Origin of the sequence: Sphingobium sp. KCTC 72723 (genome assembly GCF_014280435.1) — a bacterium.
In the GTDB taxonomy this organism is placed as follows: domain Bacteria; phylum Pseudomonadota; class Alphaproteobacteria; order Sphingomonadales; family Sphingomonadaceae; genus Sphingobium.
The window spans coordinates 1,978,953-2,004,585 of sequence record NZ_CP060388.1; the positions used below are offsets into that span (position 1 = coordinate 1,978,953).

The window sequence follows — 25,633 nt, forward strand, 5'->3', positions numbered from 1 at the left end:
GGGGGTTCGTGATGACCGCTTTGCTGCGCAGTGCCGGGATGCTGGCAAGCCTGCTGCTACTGCCCGCCTGTCTGGTGACGCCCGGTCGGTTCGAATCGTCGCTCGACATTCGTGCCGACCGGAGCTTCAGTTTCGCCTATAAGGGCGAGATATTGGCGTCGGACATGGGCAAGGACGGCCTGAAGCCGGGCGATATGTCAGGCGATTTTGGGTCAGAGGATGGCCCGGTGGAGATTGGCCCGGCCTTGCTCCAGATCGCCGATGTGACGCAGGATTTCAGCGATTCGGCGGGCAAGAGCAGCGACGCGCAGATGCAGGCGATGGCGAACGCCCTGTCGAAGGAAAAGGGGTTTCGCGCCGCGCGCTATCTGGGCGAGCGCAAGTTCGAGATCGACTATGCGATAAGCGGGCGGCTGACCCACGCTTTCCTGTTCCCCTTCAACATCGACGCGCAGATCGTGCTGCCTTTCGTCGCGGTGGAGATGCGCGGGGCCGACCGCGTGCGCGTGAAAGCGCCCGGTTTCGCCAATAGTTTCGACAAGAGCCAAAGCCCGATGGGCGCAGGCGGTCCTGGCGACGACGCCACCAAGGCGTTGAACGGCACCTTCACGCTGACCACCAATGCCACCATCGTCAGCCAGAATCAGGAAGAGGGCGCGCAATCCACGCCGCAGGGTCAGCGAATCGTCTGGACCGTCACGCCGCTGACCAGCGAAGCGCCGATGGCAACGCTGCGCGTATCGCCATAGGGCGGCGGCGCAGCGTCGCTGTCAGGATCAGTCTTCCGGTGCGATGGTGATGCGCAGGCCGTCCAGCGCGTCGCTCATCACCAGCTGGCACGACAGGCGGCTGGTTTCGTTGCGATGGTCGGAACTGTCGAGCAGGTCGTTCTCATCTTCGCTCAACGCAGGCAGCGCATCGGCAAAAGCGGGATCGACATAGACATGGCAGGTCGCGCACGAACAGCAGCCGCCGCACAGCGCCAGCAATTCGTCGATGCCATTGTCCCGAATGACTTCCATCACCGAAAGGCCCGCATCGCCATCTACGGCCTGTTCTGCACCCTCACGGTTGACCACGATCAGTTTCGGCATCTATCCATTCCCCTAGAATTTTCCGTGCCGCTCTGACCGACAAGCGCAGGGAAATCAAGGGGCGGCCATAACCGGCCAGAGGAACAGCCATGGTAACGACCCACGATCAACTGACTGCCAGCCTGGATGCGATCGCCGCGATCGAGCCGGGATTCGCCGCTGCGATCACCCGCGCAGGCTATCCGCAGCCGCGCGTGCGGGAACCGGGCTATGAAACCCTGCTCCGCACGATCGTAGGGCAGCAGGTCAGCGTCGCGGCGGCAGCGGCGGTATGGCGCAAGCTGGAGGCGGAACTCGGTGCGGGCTGCGCGCCTGACGCGCTGCTGGCGCGCGATTATGACGCGCTGCGCGCCTGCGGCCTGTCGCGCCAGAAACAGGGCTATGCCCGCAGCCTGGCGGAAATGGTCCTGTCGGGCGCGCTCGACCTGCACAGCCTGCCGCAGGATGACGAGGAAGCGATCGCGCAACTGGTCCGCATCAAGGGCATAGGCCGCTGGTCGGCGGAAATATATTTGTTGTTCGCCGAAGGACGGCCCGATATCTGGCCGGCAGGCGACCTGGCCGTCCAGATCGAAATCGGAAGGATGCTGGGCCTGCCCGAACGCCCGAGCGAAAAAGCGACGCGCGCGCTGGCCGAAGCCTGGCGACCCCATCGTGGCGCCGCCGCGATCATGGCCTGGCACCATTATAATATAGAGGTTCTGTGATGTCCCTGCCCCATGCCCGCTATATCGTCCTGCACCATGAAGGTGTGTGGAAGATCAACCTGAACAACAGATATTACGGCCCCTTCCCAACGCGCGAAGCAGCCGTGGCGAGCGCCACCGAAACAGCGCGCACGGCCAGCGAAGGGGGCTATCCCGCGTCGGTCCTGACGATGGAGGACGGCGATTTCCAGACGATGTGGACCAGCGTTCCGGCGTGATTGACAGCGCTGCCCTTTAGGGAAGAATTTGGCCCTCGCCGGAACCTGCAAGGCGCAAACTGCATTATCTTTTGCGAAGTTTACAGGTCATGAGATGAGCAAGAAGATATTGATCGTTGAAGACGAGATTTTCGTCGCACTGGAGATCGAACAGATCGTCGAAGAGGCGGGCTTTGCCGTCAGCGCAATTGCCGCTGATCGCGAAGCGGCGCTGGAGGCGGCGGGAAGCTGCGACATTGCGCTGGTCGACCTGAACCTGCGTGATGGTCCCACCGGCCCGGTCATCGGCATGGAATTGGCCAGCCGTTTTGGCGTGCGTGTCATCTATGTTACGGCCAATCCGTCGCAAATCGGCGAAGCATCGGTCGCGGCCCTTGGCGTCATCGCCAAACCGTTCAGGGCGCACAGCATCTCTGCCGCGCTGCACCTGGCCGCCGCAGACGAACCAGCGCTCCACATGGCCAACATAGCGGGCTTTACGCCGTTCCTGCCGCCCGGCACATGGAACGGGCTGGAATCCAGAGGCTAAGGTTCAGGCCTTCGGGTTGCCAGTCACGGCGCATATGCCCGCCCAATTGCCGCTCCACGCTCAGCGTCATCAACCGGCTGCCAAAGCCATCCGTGCCACCGGGCTGGACGGTAGGACCGCCTTCTTCCCGCCAGTCGATGCGTATGTCGGCACCCTCCCGCACGACATGCAGATGCACCATGCCATCGGGTGTCGAAAGCGCGCCATATTTGGCCGCGTTGGTCGCCAGTTCGTGGAACAGTAGCGCCAGCGGCGTTGCGGAACGATCGTCGATCGGGATGTCGTCCCCCGTCAAATGGATGCGCGTGCCGTTCGACCCGCGATAGGGCGCGAAAATCTGGTCGAGTATGCCCCAGAGCAACCCCTGCCCCTGGCCCGGCTGCGGTGCGGAGTCGGCGCTGTGTGGGCGCACGAAATCATGCGCGCGGCCCAGCGCCAATATGCGGTCGCGCAGGTCGTCGGCCATTTCGGCGATTTCTGGATGTTCGCGCGCGGAAATACCGATCAGCCCGGCGATCACCGAAAAGATATTTTTGATGCGGTGCGAGAGTTCATGCGCGATCAGCTCGCGCTCCTCCATCATCAGTTTTTGTTCGTGGATTTCGGTGCAGGTGCCGATCCAGCGCACGATGGCGCCATCGCTCCCGCGAATCGGCAGCGCCCGGCCCAGCGTCCATCGATAGTCGCCATCCCGGTGCCGCAGCCGATATTCGATTTCATAGGGTTCGCCCGTTTCCAGGCTGCGACGCCAGCGCGCCCATGCCCGGTCCTGATCGTCGGGATGGAACATGCCGTTCCACCCCTCGCCATCGGTCGATCCTTCCGGCACGCCGGTATAGGCATACCAGCGCGCGTTGTAATAATCATGATAGCCATCGGGCAGGGTGGACCAGACCATTTGCGGCATGGCGTCCGACAATGTGCGGAACATGCGGTCGCTGTCCGCGATGGTCGCAGCGTCCAGCCTTTGCCGGGCGATCATGTCCCGGTCGCGACGGCGGCCACCCAGTTCCACCATCACCTGCCGCGCCATCAGCGCCAGCCCCTGACGCTGCACATCGGTCAGGCCAGCGCGCGGCTGGGTGTCGATGACGCACAGCGCGCCGAGCGGCACGCCATCGTCGCCGACCAGCGGCGCACCGGCGTAAAAGCGGATATGCGGCGCGCCGGTCACCAGCGCATTGGCGGCAAAGCGCGGGTCGCGGGTCGCATCGGGAATGACGAACAGGTCGTCGCCCAGCATCGCGTGCGCGCAGAAGGAAACGTCGCGCGGCGTTCCTTCCACATCCAGCCCGATGCGGGCGAGAAAGCGTTGATGCGTATCTTCGACAATGGAGACAAGGGCGATCGGCGCGTCGCACAGCGTGGATGCGAACGCGGTGATATCGTCCAGCGTTCGGAAACCGCCCGCGTCGAGATCATAAAGTGCCAGCAGGGCGGCGCGATCGGTCGCCAGCCCGCATCCCTCAGCCATCGCTGACCCGTTCGATATCGGCGCCCACGGCGGACAATTTTTCTTCCAGCCGTTCATAGCCGCGATCGAGATGGTAGACGCGGTTGACCTGGGTTTCGCCCTGCGCGGCAAGGCCCGCCAGAATGAGGCTCATCGACGCGCGCAAATCCGTCGCCATTACCGGCGCGCCGACCAGCCCAGCAACACCGCGCACCACGGCGGTACGGCCGTTGACGGCAATGTCCGCGCCCATGCGGGCCAGTTCGGGAACGTGCATGTAGCGGTTTTCGAAGATGGTTTCGGTCAGCACCGATGCGCCGTCCGCCAGCGTCAGCATCGCCATGAATTGCGCCTGCATGTCGGTGGGAAAGGCCGGGAATGGCGCAGTCGAAAGGCTCAGCGGCTTGAGCTTGCCGTCCGACGATACGCGGATGCCGCCCTTATAAGCGTCGATCTGAACCCCGGTTTCACGCATGGCGGCCAATATGGCGTGCATGTCGTCGGCGTTCGCGCCCACCAGGTCGAGCGACCCGCCAGCAATGGCGACGGCGCAGGCATAGCTGCCCGCTTCGATCCGGTCGGGCATGACGCGATAGGTTGCGCCATGCAGACGCTCACGGCCATGGATGATCAGCTTGTCGGTGCCGATGCCTTCAATATCCGCGCCCATCGCGACCAGCAGATTGCACAGGTCAACGATTTCAGGTTCGCGCGCCGCATTTTCCAATATGCAGGTGCCGCTGGCCAGCGAGGCCGCCATCAGCGCATTTTCGGTCGCACCGACCGACACGACGGGGAAAGTGAAGATACCGCCGGGCAGGCCGCCATCGGGCAGGCTGGCGCGGACATAGCCGGCCGCAACCTCGATAATCGCGCCAAAGGCTTCCAGGGCTTTCAGATGCAGGTCGATCGGCCGGTTGCCGATGGCGCAACCGCCCGGCAACGACACACGCGCTTCGCCCGCGCGGGCCAGCAGCGGACCCAGCACCAGAATGGACGCGCGCATCTTGCGCACAATGTCATAGGGCGCTTCGGTCGAGGTGATCCGCCCCGCCCGCATCGTCATGACACGGCCGAAATCTTCCGGCCTTGCCCCTTCGATCATGGTCGATGCGCCAAGCTGGTTCAGCAGATGGCCGAAACTGTCGACATCGGCCAGACGCGGCAGATTGCGCAGCGTTACAGGCTCGTCAGTTAACAGCGCGCAGGGCAGCAGCGTCAACGCCGCATTTTTTGCGCCGGAAATGGGAAGGCGGCCATTGAGTTGCTTGCCGCCGCGAATGTGAATGCGGTCCATTGGCTAGGGTTAATAACGGCAAACGCGCCCCGCGCAAGGCGGGTGCCATGCGATTTCGCCGCGAAACGGGGTTCGGGTGCGGGATGAGGCACAACAATCGTACAAAGCAGCAACAACATTGATCGAGTTTAGTGCAGAGACTGAAAATGCAGCCAAAAGGCGCTTGAGGCGTTTTGCCATCGTAACGACAATTTGGATAAAGGTTTCATTGGTGGCAACGAGTTGTTTCGCAGAAAGGCTGGCCAAGCATGTGCCGCTGTCCGACGCGGAAAAAAAAGCATTGGCACGGCTGGAGGAAAATCCGCGCAAGGTGAAGCGCGGCGCGATGATCCAGCGGGTGAACGAGACAGTGACGGAGCTGTTCGTGCTGCGTGAAGGCCGGGTGATGAGTTTCGTCATCCTGCCCGACGGCAGCCGACAGATTTTGCGCGTCTATTTCCCCGGCGACTTCATAGGGTCGGCCAGCACCATTTACAGCAAGGCACCCGAATCGCTGGTCGCGCTGTCGGATTCGGTGGTGTGTCCGTTCGACAAACATGCCCTGCGGCGGTTGCTGGACGAATATCCGCGCGTCGCGGCATTGCTGTTCCTGCTGTCCAATGCCGAACGGGTGGCGATGACCGACCGGCTGGCTTCGCTGGGCCGCACGTCGGCCAAGGCGCGGGTCGCATCCTTCCTGCTCGACATGTTCGACCGGCTGCGCGTCACCGACGACAGCATCCTCGACAGTTTCGACCTGAAGCTGACACAGGAGGAAATCGGCGATTCGATCGGGCTGACGTCCGTTCATGTGAACCGGATGATCCGCCAGATGGAGCAGGAGAAGCTGATCAGCCGATCGAACGGGCGGATCACGCTGATCGACTTGCCCCGGCTGGGAGAAATCGGCCATTATACCAATCGCTATAAGGATATGGATCTGGACTGGTTGCCGGTCTAGCCGGGCCTTATCGCCGCGCAGGAGCGTCCGGTGCGAAGCAGCGTTCGCACCGCCGCCAGCACGCGACCCCTGGCATGGCCGTAACCGGGCGCAGGGCGCGGTCGGGATAAAGCCCCGCCAATATCGCCGGCGATATGCCTTCGGGTGCGGCGCGGTTGTGGCACATCAGGCAATTGCGCACATAGCGGGCGCGGGTCAGGCCGGAATGATCCTCCTGCGCCAGCGTCGTGCCAGGCAGGATCAGCAGCGCGGCGACCAGCCAGTGCGCTGCCCTCACGCCATCAGCTCTACATCCCAGTAGAGCCAGTCATGCCAGCTTTCATGCAGATAACCCGGCGGGAAGGCGCGGCCATGTTCCTGCAAATGCCAGCTGGTCGGGCGGATCGGCTGGACGTGCAGTTGCATTCCCGCCTGCTTTGGGGTGCGACCCCCTTTTTTCAGGTTGCAGGGCGAACAGGCCGTTGCGACATTTTCCCATGTCGTGCGCCCGCCGGACCGGCGCGGCACGACATGGTCGAACGTCAGGTCGCTGGTTGCGCCGCAATATTGGCAGGAAAATTTATCGCGCAGGAACAGGTTGAAGCGCGTGAAGGCGGGATGTTCGGACGGGCGCACATATTGTTTGAGCGCAATGACCGATGGGATTCGCATATCTACGCTGGGGCTATGCACATGGCGTTCATAGCTGGCGATGATATCCACCCGATCCAGGAACACGGCCTTGATCGCGGTCTGCCACGGCCAGATGCTGAGCGGATAATAGCTCAGCGGCGTATAATCGGCATTCAACACAAGCGCCGGACAGTTTTCCGGGTGTCGTATAAGGTCGGGATGGTACATGAAACCTTCTACCCCCTTGTCACCCCTGCTGATCCACCAGCATCGTGACAGGAGCATGACAGCATTAACCTCTATCCCCCGTCAAGAGCCTGTATGACGCAGCTTACCGCACCACAGCATATGGTGACCCGCTTCGCCCCCAGCCCCACCGGGCGGCTGCATGTCGGTCATGGCTGGTCGGCGTTGATGGCGCATGACATGGCGCGCGCGGGCGGTGGGCAGTTCCGCCTGCGGATCGAGGATATAGACGGCAGCCGCAGTCGGCCCGAACATGTGGCGGCTATCGTCGAGGATCTGCGCTGGCTGGGCGTGACGTGGGACGGGGACATCGCTGTCCAGTCGGAGCGGCTGGACGCCTATGATGCGGCGCTGGCGCGGCTGAAAACAATGGGGCTGCTCTACCCCTGTTTCTGCACCCGTGCCGACATACAGGCCAGCCTGACCGCGCCGCACGGGCCGGAAGGGCCAGTCTATCCGGGGACGTGCCGGGGGTTGAGCGAAGCGGAACAGGCGCGGCGGATTGCCAAGGGCGCGCCGCACGCATGGCGGATCGACATGGGCAAGGCCGTGGCGCGGGCGGGCGATCTGACGTGGACCGCAGGGCTGTTCCCGGTGCATTTGGCGACAGCGACATGGACAATATCAACGCATTTGATCGTGCATGGCGATGTCGTTCTGGCGCGCAAGGATGCACCGGCCAGCTATCACCTGTCCTGCACGCTGGACGATGCCGCCATGGGCGTCACTCATGTGCTGCGCGGCGACGACCTGCGCCCTGTCACGGATATACACCGCCTGCTGCAAGCGCTGCTCGACCTGCCCTCCCCCGTCTATATCCACCACCCCTTGCTGGTTGGCGCGGATGGCAGGCGGCTGGCCAAGCGGGACGGGTCGATCGCGCTGGCCGATCTGCGCGCGCAGGGCATGGACCCGCAGCGTCTGGCCGATGACCTAAGGGGTAATCGCTTTCCGGTTGGCATCGCGCTGGCAAGCGCCTAGATTGCCGCCTATGAACACCGTGCTTGTCATCGCCCTCATCCTTGCCATGGCCGCGACTCTGTTCGCGCTCGTCCGTGGCATCATCAGCTTTCTTCAGACCACGAAGGAAGAATTGAACGCGCCCGAAGGCAGCGGCCCCGGCCCGTCGCGGTTGAAGCAGAACAAGATGATGATGAACCGTGTGCTGTTTCAGGCTGCGGCGATCATCATCGTGGCGATCCTGCTGCTGGCCAAGGGCAATGGCTGAGATTTTGGCGTAAGTCATTGGTAAAACTGAATAAAATATACACCCGCACGGGCGATTCAGGCACGACTGGCCTGGTCGATGGGTCGCGCCTGCCCAAACACGCGCCCCGAATGCAGGCCGTGGGCGATGTGGATGAAGCCAATAGCGCGATCGGCATCGCCGTCGTCGCGATGGGCGAGACAATCGAAGCGACGTGGCTGACCATGATCCAGAACGACCTGTTCGATCTGGGCGCGGACCTTGCCACGCCTATCCCCGATGGCGCGGACGAGCCGTGGGCGCTGCGGATCATCGCCAGCCAGGTGCAGCGGCTGGAGGATCAGATCGACGCGATGAACGCCGATCTTGCCCCACTCGACAGCTTCATCCTGCCCGGCGGATCGCCTGCCGCCGCCGCTGTCCATCTGGCCCGTGCCATCACGCGCCGGGCGGAACGCAGCGCCACCGCAGCGGCGACCGACGTGGCGCTCAACCGCCAGGCGCTGGCCTATCTCAACCGACTGTCGGACCTGCTGTTCGTGCTGGCCCGCCGCCTGAATGGTAATGGCGAAGCCGACGTGAAATGGGTGCCGGGCGCGTCGCGCTGATTTTTGTGCGTGCGATGGCTTCGGGTTGATGCGGCTTCGCCACGCTGTTCGCGTCCAGCAGCGTCAGTCTTTGGGTCGGCATCAGTTTATCTTTGTAAACACCTGCATCATCTGGACAAATGGATGCTGAAACACGTTCAGCATGACGTTAGGGGATAGCTCTGCCCCGCAAGGACAGGATGCCGCGATGATGCGCGTTCCTGATCGGGCTTCACTCTATCGCCCTGACTCACTCCCGGCACGGCTGGTCCCATGGCGGCGCGTTAACCCTGATCCTTCAGATCGCGTTTACCGATGATGCCGACTTTGCGCGCCAACGCAATCACGGGGCCGTTCATGCATTTCTACCTCGCTACCTCCTTCATCTTTCCGCGCTCGCTGCGCCTGCGTCTCTTCACTCTTTGCTTCGTCGCCACGCATTTGCCGCTGATCGGCTATTGCGGCTGGGGTCTGGCGACCGGCCGCATGGCGCTGGCGGAGTTCATTGCGCTGACGCTGGCGACGGTGGTCGGCACGGGCATTGCGCTGGTCGGCATCGGCGCGTTGCTGAACCCCATCCACACGCTGGCCGATACGCTGAACCATCGGGATGACGCGGCATTGCCGGACGTGGGCGATGTCATCCAGACGCTTTATGCCGGAGTGCATCGGGCCGCGACCACCACCCGCGCACGGATGGACGACCTGCACATCGCCGCGCATGAGGATATATTGACCGGCCTGCCCAACCGGCGCGGCTTTCTGGCCCAGATCGATGCCTTGCCACGCGAGCGGCGCACCGGATGCATCGCAATGATCGACATCGACCATTTCAAGCAGGTCAATGACGAGATGGGCCATGACGAGGGCGACCGGGTGCTGGCAGCGTTCGCCGCGCGGCTTTCCGCCCATGTTCGCCGCATCGACCATGTCGCGCGATGGGGCGGGGAGGAGTTCGTGCTGTTGCTGCCCGCCACGATCGAGGAGGAGGCCTGCTGGTCCTTGTCGCGCATAGCGGCCCATTTGCGGGACGATCCGATCGGCCATGTCCATGGCCGCCCGATCAGTTTTTCCGCCGGGGTCGCGCGCTGGGATGGCAAGGCGCTGGACGATGCGCTGAGCGCCGCCGATGCGGCGCTGTACGATGCCAAGGCGGGTGGTCGCGATCGCGTGTGTCGCGCGATCGCTCCATATCAGAGCGCCTGTCCTTAAGGGCAGACGGAACCGTGCGGTCCTGTCATGCGCTTGTGCCATAAGAGAGCGGCGCAACCGTATCGGAAGGGGTCGGCATGGCCAAAAGCTGGACAGAGGCCAGACAGGATGATCTGGAGACGCGCTATCGCGCCATCCGGGGCTTGAGCGACGCGATCGCTGCGCCCCTGTCCGACGCGGACGCCACGGTGCAATCGATGCCCGACGCATCCCCCGCCAAATGGCATCTGGCCCATGTCAGCTGGTTTTTCGAAACATTCGTGCTGCGCGATCATGTGCCGGGCTATCGCCCCTATGACGCGCGCTACGCCTTTCTGTTCAACAGCTATTATGAGGCGGAAGGGCCGCGCCATGCGCGTGCGATGCGGGGGTTGCTGACCCGGCCAACGCTGACGCAAGTGCGCGCCTATCGCGCCCATGTCGATGCCGCATTGCTCGCTGCCCTGCCGATGTTGCCGCAATCCGCCCGTGCGCTGGTGACGCTGGGGCTGCATCATGAACAGCAGCATCAGGAATTGCTGCTGACCGACATACTGCATTTGCTGTCGTGCAATCCGCTGGAACCGGCTCTGTTCGCCGCGCCGCACGCCGCGCCTGTCGCCCTGCCCGGCCCGCTACACTGGATCGAAGGGCGCGAGGGGCTGGTTGAGATCGGCACCGATATGCGCCACGACTTCGCCTTCGATTGCGAGGGGCCACGGCATCGGGCGCTGTTGCACCCCCATGCTCTGGGCCATCGCCCCATAACCAACGGCGAATGGATCGCCTTTATCGACGATGGCGGATACCGGACCGCGGCGCACTGGCTGTCGGACGGGTGGGCATGGGTCCAGCGCGAAGCGATCGACGCGCCGCTTTACTGGAAACATGGCGATCAGGGCTGGACGCGCTTTGGACTGGATGGACGCCAGCCGGTCAATCCCGCTGCGCCAGTCACGCATATCAGCCTGTATGAAGCGGACGCCTATGCCAGTTGGGCAGGCGCGCGGTTGCCGACCGAAGCGGAATGGGAAAGCGCGGCGCAGAATATCGCAGCGACCAGCGGCACGCAACTGGACGGCGCTGCCTGCCCCCAGCCCTGCGCCGCTGAACAAGGGACAGCATTGACCCAGATGTTCGGCGATGTGTGGGAATGGACTGGCAGCGCCTATCGCCCCCATCCCGGCTTTCGCGCTGCCCCCGGCGCGGTGGGCGAATATAATGGCAAGTTCATGTCCGGCCAGTTCGTGTTGAAGGGCAGCAGTTGCGCCACGCCGCGCGGCCATGCGCGCGCCAGCTACCGTAATTTCTTTTACCCCCATCAACGCTGGCAGTTTACCGGGCTGCGGCTGGCGAAGGATCTGTAACGCGATGCTGCTGACCGAAGACATGACTGCGTCCGGCGTAGACCCGGCCTTTCGCCGCGATATATTGGCGGGGCTGGCGCAATCGCCCAAGGCGACGCCGCCGATCTGGTTCTACGACCGGCGCGGGTCCGAATTGTTCGAGGCGATCACTGACCTGCCCGAATATTATCCCACCCGGACCGAGACGGCATTGCTGGAACGGCATGGCGCGGATTTCGCGGCTTCGATCGGGCCGGGCCGAGCGGTGGTGGAATTCGGCGCTGGCAGCGCGCGCAAGACGCCGCATTTGCTGCGCGCCATTGCGCCTGCCGCCTATGTGCCGATCGACATCAGCGGCGACTTTCTCCATGCCAGCAGCGCGGCGCTGGCGTCGGCTTTTCCCGGCCTGCCAGTCATTCCGCTGGTCGGCGATTTCAACGGGCCGCTGGCTTTGCCTGCTGCGATCGACGGACTGCCCCGGCTGGGCTTTTTTCCCGGATCGACTATCGGCAATATGGAACCGGACGCGGCGGTCGATCTGCTGCGGGCGATGCGTCGCCTGCTGGGCGACGACGCGATGCTGCTGATCGGCATGGACCGGATCAAGGATCGTGACCGGCTGATTGCGGCCTATGACGATAAGGCGGGGGTGACGGCGGCGTTCAACCTGAACCTCGTCACGCGGATCAACCGGGAGCTGGGCGGGGATATGCCGGTCGATGGCTTTGCCCATCGCGCAGTGTGGAACGACGACAAGGCGCGGATTGAAATGCATCTGGAAGCGGTGCGTCCGCTATATTTCCAGGTGGCAGGCCATGATTTCACGATGGATGCGGGCGAGACGATCCATACCGAAAGCAGCCATAAATATGGTCCGCGCGACAATCGCCTGCTGCTGCGCGCGGGTAGTTGGGAACCGGCCGAGGCATGGACCGATGCGGAAGGCCTGTTCTCGCTGGTGCTGGCGCGCGCCGGTTAGGCCGTCAGAATCGCGTGCAGATGGGCAAGGCTGGGCAGGATATGGGCGCAGGCCCGTGCCTGTTCATCGGTCGGGGGCAGCAGGTCTGGCACCATCACCGTTGCAATGCCCGCCGCTGTCGCCGAACGCACCCCGGCATGGCTGTCCTCCACCGCGATGCAGCGGGATGGATCGACCCCCAGCAGGCGCGCGGCGAGCAGATAGGGTTCGGGATGCGGCTTGGGCCGTTCCACGTCGTTGCGGGTCACGACCACATCGAAATAAGGGAGCAGCCCGGCCTTCTCCAGCCGTAACTGCGCCAATGGCGCAGCGGTAGAGGTGGCAATCGCCATCGGCACGCCCGCCTGCGCCAGATGATCGAGGATCAGCATGGTTCCAGGGCGCAGGGATGCGCCAGCCGCCATCGCCCCTTCGAACAAGGCGTCGCTGTCGGCGTAGAAGCGGTCGAGCGGGAAATCCGGTCCCAGATGGTCGGCGAGCATGAGCTGGTTCGCGTCGCGATGGATACCGACCATCGACAGCAGCAGCGCTTCGGGCAATGGCCAGCCCAAGGCATCACCCGTCTGCGCGAAGGCCCGTTTATGCGCCGCTTCGGTATCGAGCAGCGTACCGTCCATGTCGAAGATGACGGCATGGATCGGGTCGGGCAGCAGGGCGGATTTTTGCAGCGTCAGGATCATGGCCCCTACATGGGTAAAGCAGGCCGGATATGCCATTGCAAAGCGGGGTTGGCCGGTTGCGCGGCAGGCACGCTTCTATTCGACGACTTTGGCAGACCATGTCGTGATCCAGTGCCATGACCCGCGACATTCGCCCATGGCCGCCGCCTCGATCAGGCGAAAACGGGTGCCGTCCCAGACATAGGCTTCGCTGCCACCGCAATCGCCCAGACCCCGGCCCTTGGCGAAACTGTCCAGCCGGGATTTTTCAGGGGTCCAGCCGGCATTGACGAGCATGGGCCGTTTGGCATCTTCGCTCCAGCCCGGTTTATAGTCGAAGCTGGCGAAGCGCCAGGCGCGGCGACCCGCGACCCCGGTGGCGATCACTGGCACGGACGAGAAATTATAGGCGCCCGATCCGCAGGGGACCAGGATCAATGTTTCGGTTTTGGAAAGGCGGTGAAGCTCGGGGGACTGGTCAGGTGCCATTTCGCCCGCGCAGCCGGTGAATTTGAGCAGCGCGGCCAGTTCTTCGCGCCACAGCGGCGCGGGGGCTGCGCCGCCCGGCACGGCCATGCGGCGGATCACCGGCGCGGCGGGTGCCGGGCGCACGGCGTTGACGCCCAAAGGCCCGGTGGCGACCAGCGCGCTGCTGGTCCCTGCCCGTCCCTGCCGCGCATCCATGTAGCGCAATGCTGCCCCAGAACCGGACAGTGAAGGCCGCCCCAGCAGCTTCGTCCCGCTGCGCACGTCCAGCGTCGATCCGCGCGCTATGGCGATGGCCAGCGCCGACGCCTGCGGCCCTTTGACGGTCGCTTCGCCGTCGCGCGCGGTTGCGCCTGCAACCTTGCGCCCATCGACCAGGAAGCTGACCTCGGCCTGCCCCTTACCCTCCCGGCTGATCCAGATTTCGGTTTCCGCGTCCGGCCCGGCCGCGCGCGCGATACCGATCATCAGCGGGATTTCGGGCAGGTCGCCGCCTTCCGGCATCAACGCGACGGCTTCGCACCGATTCCGGTTGTCGCAGCCGATGGTCCAGTCCTTGTAGGTTTCCAGCGCGCCCGGCTTTGGTGCCTGCGCGATCGCCCCCGTAGCCGCCAGCATGACCGCCAGCGCGGTTGCGAAAAGTCTCTTTTGCCCCATGGGTTAACCATAAGAGATTATCAGGGGCAGCGATAGAGTCTTACGTTACAGGTCCACAACGATTCTATTCAGCGCAGGCTGAGCATCAGCCCGGCCAGCGCAGCGCTCATCAGGTTGGCGAGGCTGCCCGCGACCAGCGCCTTCATCCCCAGTTTCGCGATCATCGGCCGCTGATTGGGGGCAAGGTTGCCGGTCACGGCCATCTGGATCGCGATCGAGCTGAAATTGGCGAAACCGCACAGCGCGAAGGTGACGATGGCGATGGTGGTGGGCGACAATGCGCCCTGCACCTGACCCAGATTGATATAGGCGACAAATTCGTTCAGCACGACCTTCGTCCCGAACAGGCCGCCAGCCACCTGCGCTTCGGCCCAGGGGATGTTGAGCAGATACATGATCGGCGAGAATACATAGCCGAGCAGCATCTGGAAGCTGAGGTCGGTGATGCCGAACCATGCGCCGATGCCGCCCAATATGCCGTTGGCCAGCGCGACGAGCGCCACAAAAGCCAGCACCATGGCCCCCACCGCGACCGCAAGTTTGACGCCGGTCTGCGCGCCCTGCGCAGCGGCCATGATGAGGTTGGCGGGCTTTTCCTCGTCATGGCTGGCGGGCGGCATGGGTTCGCCCGGCGTCCCTTCGGGCAGCAAAGCGGCGGGACCGGCCCCGCTGATCCGCGTTTCGGGCAGGTGCAGCGCAGGATCGTCCCCCAGCGGCAATTCGCCCTGCACCGGCGTGCGCCCGTCGGGCATCATGATCTTTGCCATCAACAGGCCACCGGGCGCCGCCATGAAGCTGGCCGCGAGCAGATAGTCGATCTTGATCCCCATCGACGCATAGGCCGCAAGGATAGTGCCAGCGACGCCCGCCATGCCGCTGGTCATCACCGTGAACAGTTGGGGCGGCGTGAGCGCGGCCAGATAGGGGCGAATGACCAGCGGGCTTTCGCTTTGCCCGACGAAGATGTTGGCGGCGGCACACAGGCTTTCCACCTTCGACACGCCCGTCACCCACTCGATCGCGCCGCCGACCCAGCGGACGATGAATTGCATGATGCCCAGATAATAGAGGATCGACACCAGGCTGGCGAAGAAGATGATGACCGGCAGGGCGGCAATGGCGAAGCTCGCGCCGCCGATCTGCGGGCTGGCGAGCGGGCCGAAAATGAAGTTGGTGCCTGCCTGCGCATAGCTGAGCAGGTTGGAAACCCCCTTCGACATGCCCGCGATGATGCTGCGCCCGGCCGGGACATATAGCACCAGCAGCGCAATGCCCGCCTGCAACAGGAACGCCGCGCCCACCACCCGCAACCGGATAGCGCGGCGGTCGGACGACAGGGCAATGGCGATGGCAAGGATGAGCAATATGCCGGCAAGACCGATGAGCAGGTGCATGAAGCGCTTTCGCGGGAGGATGACAAACCGGGCGACCATAAGGGCGTGACACGGGCATGGCCAGCGGCTTCGCGCAGATAGGCGGCGGCGTCAATAAATGAGATAGTCTCGCTTTTATAGCAGGTGCCGCTATTCTGCCATTCAAGATAAGAGAATCGACGGAGGATACGGGGATGACGCAGGCTGTGGAAGAGACGGCAGGGGCAATGACGGCCGGGGCGGAGTGGCGGCGCGCGCCGTTGCTGCCGATCGCGGCGGGGCTGGGCTATGCCACCAGCGTCATCCATATCTACGGACTTGGTCCCTATATCGAACCGATCAGCCAGTCGTTCGGCTGGACCCGGACGCAAACGACCATCGGCCTGACGCTGGCGACGCTGGTGCAGGCCGTGTTTTCGATCCCCATCGGCTTGCTGGTGGACCGGATCGGCCCGCGCCTGTTCGGACTGGCAGGCGTGCTGTTGACCACGGCAGCTTTCGCCATGCTCGGCACCGCGACAGGCAACAAAGGGCAATGGCTGTTCCTGTGGGCGTTGCTGGCGCTGGCCACATTGCCGGTGCAGGCGACGGTGTGGACCAGTGCGGTCGCGTCGCGCTTTGCCAAGTCGCGCGGGCTGGCTTTTGCGGTTACGCTGTGCGGGGCGTCGTTGGCGGCGGCGGTGTTTCCGTTACTGGGTAGCTGGCTGATCGCGCGCCATGGCTGGCAGGGGGCGGCGCCGATACAGGCGGCCATATGGGCGGCAATCGCCTTTCCGATGATCTTCCTGTTCTTTCGCGGCGCGCATGACCGGCGCGGTATTGCCAAGCCCGCCGACCGGCCCGACCTGCCCGGCGCGACGCTGGGTGAAGGGGTGCGATCGTCCATCTATCACCGGCTGCTGCTGGCCAGCCTGTTGTTCACTTTCACCATCATCGCGCTGGTCGTGCATTTCGTGCCGATCCTGACGACGCGCGGCACCAGCCCGATGGCGGCGGCAGGCATTGCCGCGCTGGTCGGTCTGTTTTCCATCGTCGGGCGGCTGGCCACCGGGCTGCTGCTCGACCGTTTCCGGGGGTCGATGGTCGGCGCCACCGTGTTCCTGCTGCCCGCTATCGGGTGCCTGTTGCTGCTGCTGGGGGGCGACAATTGGGGGACGCAAGCGGCAGCAGCGGCGATGGTGGGGCTGACTTTGGGCGCGGAAGTGGACGTGATCGTCTATCTCACCACCCAGCATTTTGGCCTGCGCACCTTTGGCGGGCTGTATGGCGGATTGTTGATGGCGCTGTCGGTCGGCACCGCCACCGGGCCGCTGGGCGCGTCGGCGCTGTTCGACGCCAGCGGCAGCTATGCGCCGTTCCTGTGGCTGACCATCGCGCTGATGGCCGCGAGCAGCGTGACACTGGCCAGCCTGCCGCGCTCGGCCTTTGCCCCCGTTCCACCGGGCGGCTGACGCTACAAAGACGCTACATTGCGCAATCGCGGCGAGACATGCGTGGCCTAACCCGCACCCTTGATGGCCTTAACAAGAGACGGAAAGGGTAGATGATGGCCGAGGAAATGCATGATCATGACCATGGGCTGGCGCATGATCTGGCGCAGATACGCACATTGGCGCAGCAAGCGGTGGGGCGGCGGCGGACGTTGCGCCTGTTGTTCGCGGCAGGTGGCGGCGCGCTGATCACCGCCTGCGGTGGCGGCAGCGAAACGTCGGCGAGCAGCAGTTCCAGCACGGCCACGACGTCCACCACCACGTCGACGACAACATCCACATCCACTACGACCGGCGGGACCAGCACAGGCACATGCGTCGCCGATCCGACCGAAACCAACGGTCCCTATCCCGCAGACGGATCCAACAGCGTCAGTGGCAGCGTGGTCAATGTGCTGGACGATACCGGCATCGTGCGCACCGACATCCGTTCCAGTTTCGGGTCGTCCAGCGGCACGGCGGCGGGCGTCTATATGAGCGTGACGATCACCGTGGTGAATGTGAACAGCAGTTGCGCGCCGCTGGCGGGCTATGCCGTCTATCTGTGGCACTGCACCCGCGACGGCCTCTATTCGCTCTACACCGTTCCGGGCGAAAATTACCTGCGCGGCGTGGGCGTGACCGACGCCAACGGGCAGGTAACCTTCACCAGCATCTTCCCCGGCTGCTATGACGGGCGCTACCCGCACATCCATTTCGAAGTCTATCCCAGCCTGGCGCGGGCCACGACCTATGCCAATCGCGTGCTGGTGTCGCAATTTGCGATGCCCAGCGCCGCGTGCAGCAGCGTCTACGCCACCAGCGGCTATAGCAGCAGCACGAGCAATTTCGCCAAGGTGACGACCGCCAACGACAATGTGTTCGGCGACAATACAGCCGCGCAGATCGCAGCCATGACAATCGCCATGACCGGCGACGTCACCAATGGCTATACCGGCACGGTCACGGTCGGCGTCGCGATCTGATGCCAGTACGGCCCGGCGCGCGACAGGAAATGCAAAGGATGTACGGATGACTTTGCAGGCGGCACCATCCGTCGATATGCTGGCCGCCAACATGGATGGTTCACGCATATTGGTGGTCGATGACGACGCGGACATCCGCGCGCTGTTGTCGGACTTTCTGGAACAGCATGGCTTTGCCGTGACCGCCGTCGCCGATGGCGCAGCCATGGACGAGGCGCTGGCATCCCAGGATTTCGACATCGCCGTGCTGGACGTGATGATGCCGGGGGAGGATGGCCTGTCCATCCTGCGGCGGCTGGCGGCGCGCGGCGGGTTGCCGGTCATCATGCTGTCGGCGATCGGCAGCGATATCGACCGGATCGTCGGGCTGGAAATGGGGGCGGAAGATTATCTGCCCAAGCCGTGCAACCCGCGCGAATTGCTGGCACGCATCCGCACCGTGCTGCGGCGGCACCGGCGGCAGGCGGCACAGAATGGCGATGCGGCCGGGCCATCGGGGAAGCGGTTGCGCTTTGCCGGGTGGATGGTCGACATGGGCGCGCGGTTGCTGACCGATCCAGACAATGTCGTCGTTACCCTTACCGATGGCGAATTCCGCCTGCTGCGCGCATTTATCGAACATCCGCGCCGGGTGTTGAACCGCGACCAGTTGCTGGACTGGTCGGCGGGTAATGAAAGCGAAAGTTACGACCGGGCGATCGACGTGCAGGTCAGCCGCCTGCGCCGCAAGCTGGAACGGGGGGCGCGCAAGGATGGGGCGGACGAACTGGTCCGCACGATCCGCAACGAAGGCTATATGTTCACGGCGCAAGTCCGCCCGGCGTGAAGGCCCGTCTTGCGCGCATCAATCCGTCGATCCTGACGCGCATCGTCGCTCTGGTCGCAGCAACACTACTGCTGGCGCTCGGCGCGATGATGCTGGTGACGTTTCGCGGGCCGCCGCCGCACAGCCGACCGATGAGCCTGACGCAAGCGGCGAACCTTTTGCGGGGCGGATTGCCGCCGCAGGGGGCGTGGACCGTGACGCGCTATACGTCCGACCGCGCGCCGGTGCCGGAGGGCGATCAACAGGCAGACCCGCGTGTCGCCGCGCGGATCGCCACGCTGGCCGACATTGCGCCGGACGCGCTGCGGCTGCTGCGACCGCTACCCCCGTCCGATCGGGCAATGACCGCCGGGCCGGAGCGGCTGGAGTTGCGGCACGAATTTCAGATTGCACGGCGCACCGCCGATGGCTGGGCCATCATTCAGGCGCGGCAGGGGGCCAATGCGCGCTGGTATGCCATCACCCTGGCGCTGATGGCGGGCATCTTCATCCTGTTGCTGCTGCCCGCTTACTGGGTCGCGCGGCGCATCACCCAGCCGATCCGCCTGCTGGCCGATGGCGCGGCGACCGAGCGGCCCGAACGCGCCGATCCATTGCCGCTGACCGGCCCGCCCGAAGTGCGGGCGGTGGGCGCAGCCTATAATCAGATGCGCGCGCGGATCGCCGATTATCTCAATGAACGTACTGCGATGCTGGTGGCGATCGCCCATGACCTGCGCACGCCCATGACGCGCCTGTCGTTCCGGCTGGAAGCGCTGCCCGAAGGGCCACGCGCCAAGGCGCAGGCGGACGTGCAGGAAATGCGTGCGATGGTAACCGACCTGCTGGATTTCATGCGCGGCCATGACGGCGCGGCACGGGTGCGGATCGACCTGTCGGCCATTGCCGAAACATTGGCCGACGACCTGTCAGACATGGGGCAGGACGTGGTGGTGACGCATAGCGCGCGGGCCGTGGTGCGGGGCGATGCGGTAGCGCTGCGGCGCTGCATCGCCAATCTGGTCGAAAACGCGGTGCGCTATGGCGGATCGGCGCGCGTTGCGATCACCATCGCGTCCCGGCGGGCGCATGTCGTGGTGGAAGATGACGGACCCGGCGTGCCAGACGCCACGATCGAGCGCCTGTGTGAACCCTTTTATCGCGGCGAAGCGTCGCGCAACCGGGAGACAGGTGGCGTCGGCCTTGGCCTGTCGATCGCGCGCAGCATTGCCGAGAGCCATGGTGGACGACTGGCCTTTGCCAACCGGACGGAGGATGGCCAGGCACCACGCGGCTTTCGCGCGACGCTGATCGTCCCGCTGGACCGCTGATCCCTAACCGTCCGTCCCGAAGGCAAGCGAAAACCAGGAAGACATGGAGTCCACCGCCAGCGGCGACAGCCGTATCGCGCGGCGGCGGCGGCTGTTGGGGGATGTCTGATGCTCCTCCACCAGGCCGCGCCGTTCCATAACGCCGATCTGGCCGACCGTAACGCTCATCGACAGGCGCAGCGTCTCGCTCAACTGCTCCAGCGTCAGCGCCCGCTCCTCCAGGTCCGCCTGATACAGCATCAGCAATATGTCCCATGCCGGATCGGCAAAGAGATTCTGGCCCAGCAAAACGGAGCGGACCCGGCGGGATTCGATATAGCGGACCAATGTTGCAAGCTGGCACCCGCCCTCCCCGTTCAGGACCGCCGCGTCATCCGCCCGTGCATGGACGTTGGTGAGGCAGCGTTGCAGCGCAACGACCAGGTCGATCGCCTCCTGACTGGGAACGGCACGATCAGGCGGGATATGCGCGGTCATGTCCAACCTTCCGGTCCAGTTCGATGCCAATGATCGTGAACAGCATCAAGGGGATGATCCAGACTGTGTTCAGTCCTTCATAGATGCGATCGGAAAAGCTGTGGATCAGCAGCGTGACGACATGCGTCAGCACGGTCAGCAGCTGGCAGGCGGCTGTCCACACCGGCCAGTAACGGTCACTTTGCAGCATCAGCCACAGCAGCGCGGCGAATGTGAAAAGATCCACGGTCGTCAGCCAATATTGCGTCACATGCCATGACCCGGCCATTTGGGCCGGGATGGTCAGCAACACCGCCGCCACCGAAATGACGACGAACCGTCGACCGTCGCGCCCGCCGAACATCAAGGCAAAGGCGCAGGCCAGAAACATCATGAGCCAGAATGAAGCCGCCAACATTCGTTTCACCGATAGAGAGGGGGGAAATCAAGCGTTGAACGCATGTCGGCGGCTCCGCCCGGTCAGGCGACCAGGGTCAGGTGGCGCTGCGCATCGTCCTGCGCAGGGGCGTCCATGCCGAGCGGGCAACCAAAAGCGGTCACGGCGTGCTGGCTGTTTTCGATGCAGCGCGTCAGCAGCGCGGTGGCGCGGATCATGTCGCTGCGACCCTCGATAATCTTGGCGGCGCTTTCATGGATGCGCAGGATGATGCGCTGGCTTTCGCTGGCAGTCAGTCCCGAATCCAGGGCGGCGTTCAAAAAAGTGCTGGTCAGTTGCGCGGTGTCCACCAGTGCAACGTCCAGGGCTGCGAAAGCCTGTTTGGTCTGGTCGACGACGGCCTGGGTCTTTGCGGGATCGAGGTTGAGCACAAGTCATCTCCTTCGCACGACGCCGGTTGCGGCGGTGCGTTGTCAGCGTGGCGATACAGGAAGGATCAGGCCAGTGCCTTGAAGGCTCCGGCAATGAGCAGCAGCAGAGTGACGACACCCACGCCGGTCAGAACGGCTGCGCGGATCATCGCCAATATGCGGCCATCGACACTCAGTTCATTGGTCGATCCCCCTAGCGGTGGGCCGAAAGCCAGGATGCGGCGCAGAAGCGTTTTGCGCTCCGTCTGCTCATCCGGCCTGTCCGGCACCGCCATGGATGACCCAGGATCAGGATCGGTGGCAAGCGGCTCCGGCTGATATATCAAAGGCTGATATGTGCCACTTTGGGGCTGTAGTTGCTGGGCCGAAACGAATAGCCGCGCGGCTTCCTTGCGCGAAGGCACGCCATATTTGCGCAGACTGGTGCGGACGCGCTGGTCCACCGTATGCTCCGACACATGAAGCTGACGCGCGATTTCCTTGGAATTGAAGCCCTGCGCCACAAGGTGCAGGCACTGCTTTTCACCCTCGCTCAAGACGGGAAGGGTCTGCGCCACTCCAATCATCCTCCTGCGTGCGTCCCCGCCGATGGACGAACCAGCGACAATGAGAAGACACAACCAACGCCCTGCTTTGCCAATATAAGGTTGCGATTCGGTTTGCTCGGCGCACTAAAGTGGCACGACAGGGCGGCAGGGTGCAATGAAGATGGCGCGGCGTCCGCGTCGCGGCAGGATCAGGCGCCGGGCTTGCCGTCCTGCTTTGCCTTGTGCGCGGCGAGCAGCGCGTCGATTTCGACGATGCGCATCCGCTGGACGGTATCTTTGGCCAGCCCCTTGAGGCGGCATTCGGCCCAAAGAGCGCGACGCTCCGAAGTGAGCGCCTTGAGATAGAGGTCGGCCATATGAGATGTCCTTGAAAAAGGGAAAAGGGCGGGAGCGCATTGCGCCCCTGCCCCTCCACCATCGGCTTCGCCGACAGTCCCCCTCCCCGTAGCGGAGAGGAATTAGGCCGCCTTGGAACGGCTCATGCGCTTGCGCTCGTTCGGGTCGAGATACCGCTTGCGCAGACGAATCGTCTTGGGCGTGACTTCGACCAGTTCATCGTCGTCGATATAGGCGATCGCCTGCTCCAGCGTCAGCTTCCATGGCGGGGTCAGGCGCACGGCGTCGTCCTTGCCGCTGGCGCGGAAGTTGGTGAGCGCCTTGCTCTTCATCGGGTTGACTTCCAGATCGTCGGGCTTGGCATTTTCACCGATGATCATGCCTTCGTAGAGCGCTTCGCCCACGCCGACCATCAGGATGCCGCGTTCTTCGAGCGGACCCAGCGCATAGGCATTGGCTTCGCCCGCGCCGTTGGAGATCAGAACGCCATTCTTGCGGCCTTCGATCTTGCCCTTGTGGGGACCATATTTCTCGAACAGGCGGTTCATGATGCCGGTGCCGCGCGTGTCGGACAGGAATTCGCCATGATAGCCGATCAGGCCGCGCGAGGGCGCGGAGAAGGTGATGCGAGTCTTGCCGCCGCCCGACGGACGCATGTCGGTCATTTCCGCCTTGCGCAGGTTCATCTTCTCGACAACCGTGCCGGAAAATTCGTCATCGACGTCGATCATGACGGTTTCATATGGCTCGGTCTTGCCGCCATCTTCATCTTCACCGAACAGCACGCGCGGGCGGCTGATCGACAGTTCGAAGCCTTCGCGGCGCATGGTTTCGATCAGCACGCCCAGCTGCAATTCGCCGCGACCGGCGACTTCGAAGCTGTCCTTGTCGGCGCTTTCCGTAACCTTGACGGCCACGTTCGATTCGGCTTCGCGGGCCAGGCGGTCGCGGATCATGCGGCTCGTCACCTTGGTGCCTTCGCGGCCGGCCATGGGCGAATCGTTCACCGCAAAGCGCATCGACAGGGTTGGCGGATCGATCGGCTGCGCCTGGATCGGCACAGTGACCGACGTGTCGCAAATGGTGTTGGACACCGTGGCGACGGCCAGACCGGCGAGGCTGATGATGTCACCGGCCTGCGCTTCTTCGACCGGCACCCGCTCCAGACCCTGGAACGACATGATCTTTGACGCACGGCCGGTTTCGATCACCTTGCCTTCCATGTCGAGGGCATGGATCGCCTGATTGACCTTCACCTTGCCGGACGTCACGCGCCCGGTCAGGATGCGGCCCAGGAAATTGTCGCGGTCGAGCAGCGTCACCAGGAAGGTGAAGGGCGCATCGACGTCCAGCGCTGGCGGCGGGACATGTTCGACGATCTTTTCGAACATCGGGATCAGCGTGCCGGAACGCGCCGATGGATCGTCGCTGGCATAACCGTTGCGGCCCGAAGCGTAGAGGACGGGGAAGTCGAGCTGTTCATCGGTCGCTTCGAGCGACACGAACAGGTCGAACACTTCGTCCAGCACTTCCTGAATACGTTCGTCGGGGCGATCGACCTTGTTGACGACGACGATCGGGCGCAGGCCAAGAGCAAGAGCCTTGCCGGTCACGAACTTGGTCTGCGGCATTGCGCCTTCCGACGAATCGACCAGCAGGATGACGCCGTCGACCATGGAGAGGATGCGTTCGACTTCACCACCGAAGTCGGCGTGGCCCGGCGTATCGACGATGTTGATGCGGACGGATTCGCCACCACCGGGAGGCGCCCACTCGACCGAGGTCGGCTTGGCCAGAATGGTGATGCCACGTTCTTTTTCCAGATCGTTGCTGTCCATGGCGCGTTCTTCGACGCGCTGGTTGTCGCGGAACGTACCGGACTGACGGAACAGTTGGTCAACGAGAGTGGTCTTGCCGTGATCGACGTGCGCGATGATGGCGATATTACGCAGGGACATGGGATGCCTTCGGGATATGGGTTCGCCCACGCCGACACAAGGTCACGCAGAGGCTTCGGGCGCGCCCCTACAGGAATTGACGCGATGCGGCAAGGGCGGGGACCATTGACATGTTTGCGGACCCTGTACCGCACGGACAAGACTAACAAGTTTTCAGCCCTTTATCAGTTGTAACAGAGCGTCAACCGATCTGCGCAACACAATAATCGCGCCCCGCACAGCGGCGGAATCAGCCATCGCCGCGGTGCCAGAGGCAATGGCTAATATTCTTTCGTAAAAGCCGATCAAGCCAAACACCCACCGCGTCTTTGGCGTAATCCCTTCACCACCTTTGTCCGAGGGGGGCATGGTGGCCAACATTGAGGCCTGTATCTTCTGAGACTGAACCAAATCATCAAATGCCTTGGTTGTCATTCCCTCCGCAGATAGGGCAGACAGAGCATCACTCGCATCCTGAACAGGGCGTGCCAGTCTTTCGCCCATGGCGATAGTCTCATCCACGGGCGTTTCCGCAAAGAAGCGCTCTCTTTTCTCCATCTTGGGAAAATGACTCATCATCAGGCTATGCTGTTCAAAAAGGCTCTCGAAGAGATCTCCCAGCCCCTGCCCCCACAGATCAGCCTCTACAGAGCGAAACTCGACCTCGATCGCCGTGAAATGTGCCAACAACAGCCCAACGATTGGCTTGGTTGCTCGCTCCAGCAAATGATCACGATAACGCGATAGACAGGCGTTCACTACAGGCGGCGCATTGGCAGGAAGCGCATCCATCAGCGCCTCGATAATCGAGCATAGGATGGTTGGGGCATCGTCCAATCCCGACCCTTGCTGAGGCTCGTCGAGATGGGCGTTGGGAACGATATCGATCCTGTTATGCCGTAAGATGATATCTGGACTTGCTGTGCGAGTCGCCTCCTCTTTCATCTCTTTGAGCGATCGTTTAGGCGAAATATGTGTGACGGCACTAAGAACCGCCAAATGGCGTGCAGGCCTGCTGAGACCAACAATTGATTTGTAGACCACCTGCCGTGCAAGGGGATTGAGTTTAGTGGGCGCTATCATGATAGGCACAAGTTTGCCGAGACGTCCGCCGGGATCTTCATTATAAGCTGCAGCCCATTCCGCTTGGCAATGGTCCGACGCTTCATATTCGGGTGAATATAGAGCAACGAGCCGCGCACTGCGAGACAAGGCTTTTTGCATTTCACGGACGAAATTCCGGCTTGCTTGGAAATCCTGATATTGAACTATTGTCGTGTAACCGGCTGCGACAAGGATATCATTGATTTCCCGCGCCATCGCCTCATCTTTCGAGGCATAGCTGATGAAAAAGTC

At 63.4% G+C, this 25,633-nt stretch carries 30 protein-coding genes; 15 read left to right on the forward strand and 15 right to left on the reverse strand.

Features of this window, described 5'->3' with window-relative positions; genetic code table 11:
• The first annotated feature begins 11 nt into the window (after positions 1-11).
• A complete protein-coding gene (locus SPBM01_RS09820) occupies positions 12-749 on the forward strand; it encodes a hypothetical protein (RefSeq protein WP_188065318.1) in 738 nt (245 codons plus the stop codon).
• A 27-nt stretch (positions 750-776) separates the two neighbouring features.
• Here the strand turns inward: SPBM01_RS09820 and SPBM01_RS09825 are convergent, their stop codons facing one another.
• Positions 777-1,094 carry a 2Fe-2S iron-sulfur cluster-binding protein gene (locus SPBM01_RS09825; RefSeq protein ID WP_188065319.1) on the reverse strand — a complete coding sequence of 106 codons (318 nt, stop codon included), beginning with the start codon at positions 1,092-1,094 and terminating at the stop codon, positions 777-779.
• 89 nt (positions 1,095-1,183) lie between these two features.
• Between SPBM01_RS09825 and SPBM01_RS09830 the strand changes: the two genes are divergently transcribed.
• The 3 genes from SPBM01_RS09830 (at position 1,184) to SPBM01_RS09840 (ending at position 2,548) form a co-directional block, all read left to right on the forward strand.
• Positions 1,184-1,801, forward strand: coding sequence for a DNA-3-methyladenine glycosylase family protein (locus SPBM01_RS09830; protein ID WP_188065320.1), 618 nt, complete (start codon positions 1,184-1,186; stop codon positions 1,799-1,801).
• Positions 1,801-2,019, forward strand: a complete 219-nt coding sequence (locus SPBM01_RS09835) for a DUF2188 domain-containing protein (RefSeq protein ID WP_188065321.1) — start codon at positions 1,801-1,803, stop codon at positions 2,017-2,019. The genes SPBM01_RS09830 and SPBM01_RS09835 overlap by 1 nt, the downstream gene beginning before the upstream one ends.
• Before the next feature lie 94 nt (positions 2,020-2,113).
• Positions 2,114-2,548: a response regulator gene (locus tag SPBM01_RS09840; protein WP_188065322.1), complete on the forward strand. Its 435-nt coding sequence runs from the start codon at positions 2,114-2,116 to the stop codon at positions 2,546-2,548.
• Here SPBM01_RS09840 and SPBM01_RS09845 read toward each other — a convergent pair.
• Together SPBM01_RS09845 and murA are read right to left on the reverse strand one after the other, a co-directional pair.
• Positions 2,496-4,022 (reverse strand): sensor histidine kinase, encoded by a 1,527-nt coding sequence (locus SPBM01_RS09845; RefSeq protein WP_188065323.1) that lies wholly within the window; start codon positions 4,020-4,022, stop codon positions 2,496-2,498. The two genes, SPBM01_RS09840 and SPBM01_RS09845, sit on opposite strands and share 53 nt — an antisense overlap.
• A complete protein-coding gene (murA, locus tag SPBM01_RS09850; protein WP_188065324.1) occupies positions 4,015-5,298 on the reverse strand; it encodes a UDP-N-acetylglucosamine 1-carboxyvinyltransferase in 1,284 nt (427 codons plus the stop codon). The genes SPBM01_RS09845 and murA overlap by 8 nt, the downstream gene beginning before the upstream one ends.
• 208 nt (positions 5,299-5,506) lie before the next feature.
• On the opposite strand from murA, the gene SPBM01_RS09855 reads away from it, so the two are divergent.
• The gene (locus SPBM01_RS09855) at positions 5,507-6,238 is read left to right on the forward strand and encodes a Crp/Fnr family transcriptional regulator (RefSeq protein ID WP_188065325.1); all 732 of its coding nucleotides are present in this window, start codon (positions 5,507-5,509) and stop codon (positions 6,236-6,238) included.
• A gap of 7 nt (positions 6,239-6,245) precedes the next feature.
• On the opposite strand, the gene SPBM01_RS09860 is transcribed toward SPBM01_RS09855, so the two are convergent.
• The gene (locus SPBM01_RS09860) at positions 6,246-6,515 is read right to left on the reverse strand and encodes a hypothetical protein (protein ID WP_188065326.1); all 270 of its coding nucleotides are present in this window, start codon (positions 6,513-6,515) and stop codon (positions 6,246-6,248) included.
• Positions 6,512-7,078, reverse strand: a complete 567-nt coding sequence (locus SPBM01_RS09865) for an HNH endonuclease (protein ID WP_188065327.1) — start codon at positions 7,076-7,078, stop codon at positions 6,512-6,514. Before SPBM01_RS09865 ends, SPBM01_RS09860 begins: the two co-directional genes overlap by 4 nt.
• A 93-nt stretch (positions 7,079-7,171) precedes the next feature.
• Between SPBM01_RS09865 and gluQRS the strand changes: the two genes are divergently transcribed.
• The 6 genes from gluQRS (at position 7,172) to egtD (ending at position 12,406) form a co-directional block, all read left to right on the forward strand.
• Positions 7,172-8,077 carry a tRNA glutamyl-Q(34) synthetase GluQRS gene (gene gluQRS / locus SPBM01_RS09870; RefSeq protein ID WP_188065328.1) on the forward strand — a complete coding sequence of 302 codons (906 nt, stop codon included), beginning with the start codon at positions 7,172-7,174 and terminating at the stop codon, positions 8,075-8,077.
• Positions 8,078-8,087: 10 nt separating this feature from the next.
• Positions 8,088-8,324, forward strand: coding sequence for a twin transmembrane helix small protein (locus SPBM01_RS09875; protein ID WP_188065329.1), 237 nt, complete (start codon positions 8,088-8,090; stop codon positions 8,322-8,324).
• A gap of 17 nt (positions 8,325-8,341) precedes the next feature.
• On the forward strand, positions 8,342-8,911 hold the full coding sequence (locus tag SPBM01_RS09880; RefSeq protein WP_188065330.1) for a cob(I)yrinic acid a,c-diamide adenosyltransferase: 570 nt from the start codon (positions 8,342-8,344) through the stop codon (positions 8,909-8,911).
• Between the two features lie 336 nt (positions 8,912-9,247).
• The gene (locus SPBM01_RS09885; RefSeq protein ID WP_188065642.1) at positions 9,248-10,102 is read left to right on the forward strand and encodes a GGDEF domain-containing protein; all 855 of its coding nucleotides are present in this window, start codon (positions 9,248-9,250) and stop codon (positions 10,100-10,102) included.
• Positions 10,103-10,179: 77 nt separating this feature from the next.
• Positions 10,180-11,448, forward strand: coding sequence for an ergothioneine biosynthesis protein EgtB (egtB, locus tag SPBM01_RS09890; RefSeq protein ID WP_188065331.1), 1,269 nt, complete (start codon positions 10,180-10,182; stop codon positions 11,446-11,448).
• A 4-nt stretch (positions 11,449-11,452) separates the two neighbouring features.
• Positions 11,453-12,406 (forward strand): L-histidine N(alpha)-methyltransferase, encoded by a 954-nt coding sequence (gene egtD / locus SPBM01_RS09895; protein ID WP_188065332.1) that lies wholly within the window; start codon positions 11,453-11,455, stop codon positions 12,404-12,406.
• Here egtD and SPBM01_RS09900 read toward each other — a convergent pair.
• The 3 genes from SPBM01_RS09900 to SPBM01_RS09910 form a co-directional block, all read right to left on the reverse strand.
• Positions 12,403-13,086: an HAD family hydrolase gene (locus SPBM01_RS09900; RefSeq protein ID WP_188065333.1), complete on the reverse strand. Its 684-nt coding sequence runs from the start codon at positions 13,084-13,086 to the stop codon at positions 12,403-12,405. The two genes, egtD and SPBM01_RS09900, sit on opposite strands and share 4 nt — an antisense overlap.
• Positions 13,087-13,161: 75 nt before the next feature.
• Complete coding sequence (locus SPBM01_RS09905; protein WP_188065334.1) at positions 13,162-14,208, reverse strand: DUF1176 domain-containing protein; 1,047 nt, start codon at positions 14,206-14,208, stop codon at positions 13,162-13,164.
• Positions 14,209-14,276: 68 nt separating this feature from the next.
• Positions 14,277-15,602 carry a NupC/NupG family nucleoside CNT transporter gene (locus SPBM01_RS09910; RefSeq protein ID WP_188065335.1) on the reverse strand — a complete coding sequence of 442 codons (1,326 nt, stop codon included), beginning with the start codon at positions 15,600-15,602 and terminating at the stop codon, positions 14,277-14,279.
• 173 nt (positions 15,603-15,775) lie between these two features.
• Here SPBM01_RS09910 and SPBM01_RS09915 point away from each other — a divergent pair, with 173 nt between their 5' ends.
• The 4 genes from SPBM01_RS09915 to SPBM01_RS09930 all read left to right on the forward strand — a co-directional run bounded on the left by SPBM01_RS09915 (position 15,776) and on the right by SPBM01_RS09930 (position 20,172).
• Positions 15,776-17,032 carry an MFS transporter gene (locus SPBM01_RS09915; protein ID WP_188065336.1) on the forward strand — a complete coding sequence of 419 codons (1,257 nt, stop codon included), beginning with the start codon at positions 15,776-15,778 and terminating at the stop codon, positions 17,030-17,032.
• A gap of 95 nt (positions 17,033-17,127) precedes the next feature.
• Positions 17,128-18,036 (forward strand): intradiol ring-cleavage dioxygenase, encoded by a 909-nt coding sequence (locus tag SPBM01_RS09920; RefSeq protein WP_410483055.1) that lies wholly within the window; start codon positions 17,128-17,130, stop codon positions 18,034-18,036.
• 46 nt (positions 18,037-18,082) lie between these two features.
• The gene (locus SPBM01_RS09925; RefSeq protein WP_262504382.1) at positions 18,083-18,862 is read left to right on the forward strand and encodes a response regulator; all 780 of its coding nucleotides are present in this window, start codon (positions 18,083-18,085) and stop codon (positions 18,860-18,862) included.
• Positions 18,859-20,172: an ATP-binding protein gene (locus tag SPBM01_RS09930; RefSeq protein ID WP_262504383.1), complete on the forward strand. Its 1,314-nt coding sequence runs from the start codon at positions 18,859-18,861 to the stop codon at positions 20,170-20,172. Before SPBM01_RS09925 ends, SPBM01_RS09930 begins: the two co-directional genes overlap by 4 nt.
• Before the next feature lie 3 nt (positions 20,173-20,175).
• Here SPBM01_RS09930 and SPBM01_RS09935 read toward each other — a convergent pair whose 3' ends face one another.
• The 7 genes from SPBM01_RS09935 to SPBM01_RS09965 all read right to left on the reverse strand — a co-directional run bounded on the left by SPBM01_RS09935 (position 20,176) and on the right by SPBM01_RS09965 (position 25,597).
• Positions 20,176-20,649 carry an ArsR family transcriptional regulator gene (locus tag SPBM01_RS09935; RefSeq protein WP_188065338.1) on the reverse strand — a complete coding sequence of 158 codons (474 nt, stop codon included), beginning with the start codon at positions 20,647-20,649 and terminating at the stop codon, positions 20,176-20,178.
• Positions 20,627-21,022 carry a hypothetical protein gene (locus SPBM01_RS09940; protein WP_262504385.1) on the reverse strand — a complete coding sequence of 132 codons (396 nt, stop codon included), beginning with the start codon at positions 21,020-21,022 and terminating at the stop codon, positions 20,627-20,629. The genes SPBM01_RS09935 and SPBM01_RS09940 overlap by 23 nt, the downstream gene beginning before the upstream one ends.
• 86 nt (positions 21,023-21,108) lie before the next feature.
• The gene (locus SPBM01_RS09945) at positions 21,109-21,456 is read right to left on the reverse strand and encodes a hypothetical protein (protein WP_188065339.1); all 348 of its coding nucleotides are present in this window, start codon (positions 21,454-21,456) and stop codon (positions 21,109-21,111) included.
• A gap of 65 nt (positions 21,457-21,521) precedes the next feature.
• Positions 21,522-22,013, reverse strand: a complete 492-nt coding sequence (locus SPBM01_RS09950) for a helix-turn-helix domain-containing protein (RefSeq protein ID WP_188065340.1) — start codon at positions 22,011-22,013, stop codon at positions 21,522-21,524.
• A 179-nt stretch (positions 22,014-22,192) separates the two neighbouring features.
• On the reverse strand, positions 22,193-22,360 hold the full coding sequence (locus SPBM01_RS09955) for a hypothetical protein (protein ID WP_188065341.1): 168 nt from the start codon (positions 22,358-22,360) through the stop codon (positions 22,193-22,195).
• A 102-nt stretch (positions 22,361-22,462) separates the two neighbouring features.
• On the reverse strand, positions 22,463-24,298 hold the full coding sequence (gene typA / locus SPBM01_RS09960; protein ID WP_188065342.1) for a translational GTPase TypA: 1,836 nt from the start codon (positions 24,296-24,298) through the stop codon (positions 22,463-22,465).
• Between the two features lie 153 nt (positions 24,299-24,451).
• Positions 24,452-25,597 carry a toll/interleukin-1 receptor domain-containing protein gene (locus SPBM01_RS09965; protein WP_262504423.1) on the reverse strand — a complete coding sequence of 382 codons (1,146 nt, stop codon included), beginning with the start codon at positions 25,595-25,597 and terminating at the stop codon, positions 24,452-24,454.
• Positions 25,598-25,633 lie beyond the last annotated feature (36 nt).

Excerpts from the sequence above, each read along its gene's own strand:
- SPBM01_RS09820 (WP_188065318.1), top strand. The coding sequence starts at position 12 with ATGACCGCTTTGCTGCGCAGTGCCGGGATGCTGGCAAGCCTGCTGCTA.
- SPBM01_RS09825 (WP_188065319.1), bottom strand. The coding sequence starts at position 1,094 with ATGCCGAAACTGATCGTGGTCAACCGTGAGGGTGCAGAACAGGCCGTA.
- SPBM01_RS09830 (WP_188065320.1), top strand. The coding sequence starts at position 1,184 with ATGGTAACGACCCACGATCAACTGACTGCCAGCCTGGATGCGATCGCC.
- SPBM01_RS09835 (WP_188065321.1), top strand. The coding sequence starts at position 1,801 with ATGTCCCTGCCCCATGCCCGCTATATCGTCCTGCACCATGAAGGTGTG.
- SPBM01_RS09840 (WP_188065322.1), top strand. The coding sequence starts at position 2,114 with ATGAGCAAGAAGATATTGATCGTTGAAGACGAGATTTTCGTCGCACTG.
- SPBM01_RS09845 (WP_188065323.1), bottom strand. The coding sequence starts at position 4,022 with ATGGCTGAGGGATGCGGGCTGGCGACCGATCGCGCCGCCCTGCTGGCA.
- murA (WP_188065324.1), bottom strand. The coding sequence starts at position 5,298 with ATGGACCGCATTCACATTCGCGGCGGCAAGCAACTCAATGGCCGCCTT.
- SPBM01_RS09865 (WP_188065327.1), bottom strand. The coding sequence starts at position 7,078 with ATGTACCATCCCGACCTTATACGACACCCGGAAAACTGTCCGGCGCTT.
- gluQRS (WP_188065328.1), top strand. The coding sequence starts at position 7,172 with ATGACGCAGCTTACCGCACCACAGCATATGGTGACCCGCTTCGCCCCC.
- SPBM01_RS09875 (WP_188065329.1), top strand. The coding sequence starts at position 8,088 with ATGAACACCGTGCTTGTCATCGCCCTCATCCTTGCCATGGCCGCGACT.
- SPBM01_RS09885 (WP_188065642.1), top strand. The coding sequence starts at position 9,248 with ATGCATTTCTACCTCGCTACCTCCTTCATCTTTCCGCGCTCGCTGCGC.
- egtB (WP_188065331.1), top strand. The coding sequence starts at position 10,180 with ATGGCCAAAAGCTGGACAGAGGCCAGACAGGATGATCTGGAGACGCGC.
- egtD (WP_188065332.1), top strand. The coding sequence starts at position 11,453 with ATGCTGCTGACCGAAGACATGACTGCGTCCGGCGTAGACCCGGCCTTT.
- SPBM01_RS09900 (WP_188065333.1), bottom strand. The coding sequence starts at position 13,086 with ATGATCCTGACGCTGCAAAAATCCGCCCTGCTGCCCGACCCGATCCAT.
- SPBM01_RS09905 (WP_188065334.1), bottom strand. The coding sequence starts at position 14,208 with ATGGGGCAAAAGAGACTTTTCGCAACCGCGCTGGCGGTCATGCTGGCG.
- SPBM01_RS09910 (WP_188065335.1), bottom strand. The coding sequence starts at position 15,602 with ATGCACCTGCTCATCGGTCTTGCCGGCATATTGCTCATCCTTGCCATC.
- SPBM01_RS09915 (WP_188065336.1), top strand. The coding sequence starts at position 15,776 with ATGACGCAGGCTGTGGAAGAGACGGCAGGGGCAATGACGGCCGGGGCG.
- SPBM01_RS09920 (WP_410483055.1), top strand. The coding sequence starts at position 17,128 with ATGGCCGAGGAAATGCATGATCATGACCATGGGCTGGCGCATGATCTG.
- SPBM01_RS09925 (WP_262504382.1), top strand. The coding sequence starts at position 18,083 with ATGACTTTGCAGGCGGCACCATCCGTCGATATGCTGGCCGCCAACATG.
- SPBM01_RS09935 (WP_188065338.1), bottom strand. The coding sequence starts at position 20,649 with ATGACCGCGCATATCCCGCCTGATCGTGCCGTTCCCAGTCAGGAGGCG.
- SPBM01_RS09940 (WP_262504385.1), bottom strand. The coding sequence starts at position 21,022 with ATGATGTTTCTGGCCTGCGCCTTTGCCTTGATGTTCGGCGGGCGCGAC.
- SPBM01_RS09955 (WP_188065341.1), bottom strand. The coding sequence starts at position 22,360 with ATGGCCGACCTCTATCTCAAGGCGCTCACTTCGGAGCGTCGCGCTCTT.
- typA (WP_188065342.1), bottom strand. The coding sequence starts at position 24,298 with ATGTCCCTGCGTAATATCGCCATCATCGCGCACGTCGATCACGGCAAG.
- SPBM01_RS09965 (WP_262504423.1), bottom strand. The coding sequence starts at position 25,597 with ATGGCGCGGGAAATCAATGATATCCTTGTCGCAGCCGGTTACACGACA.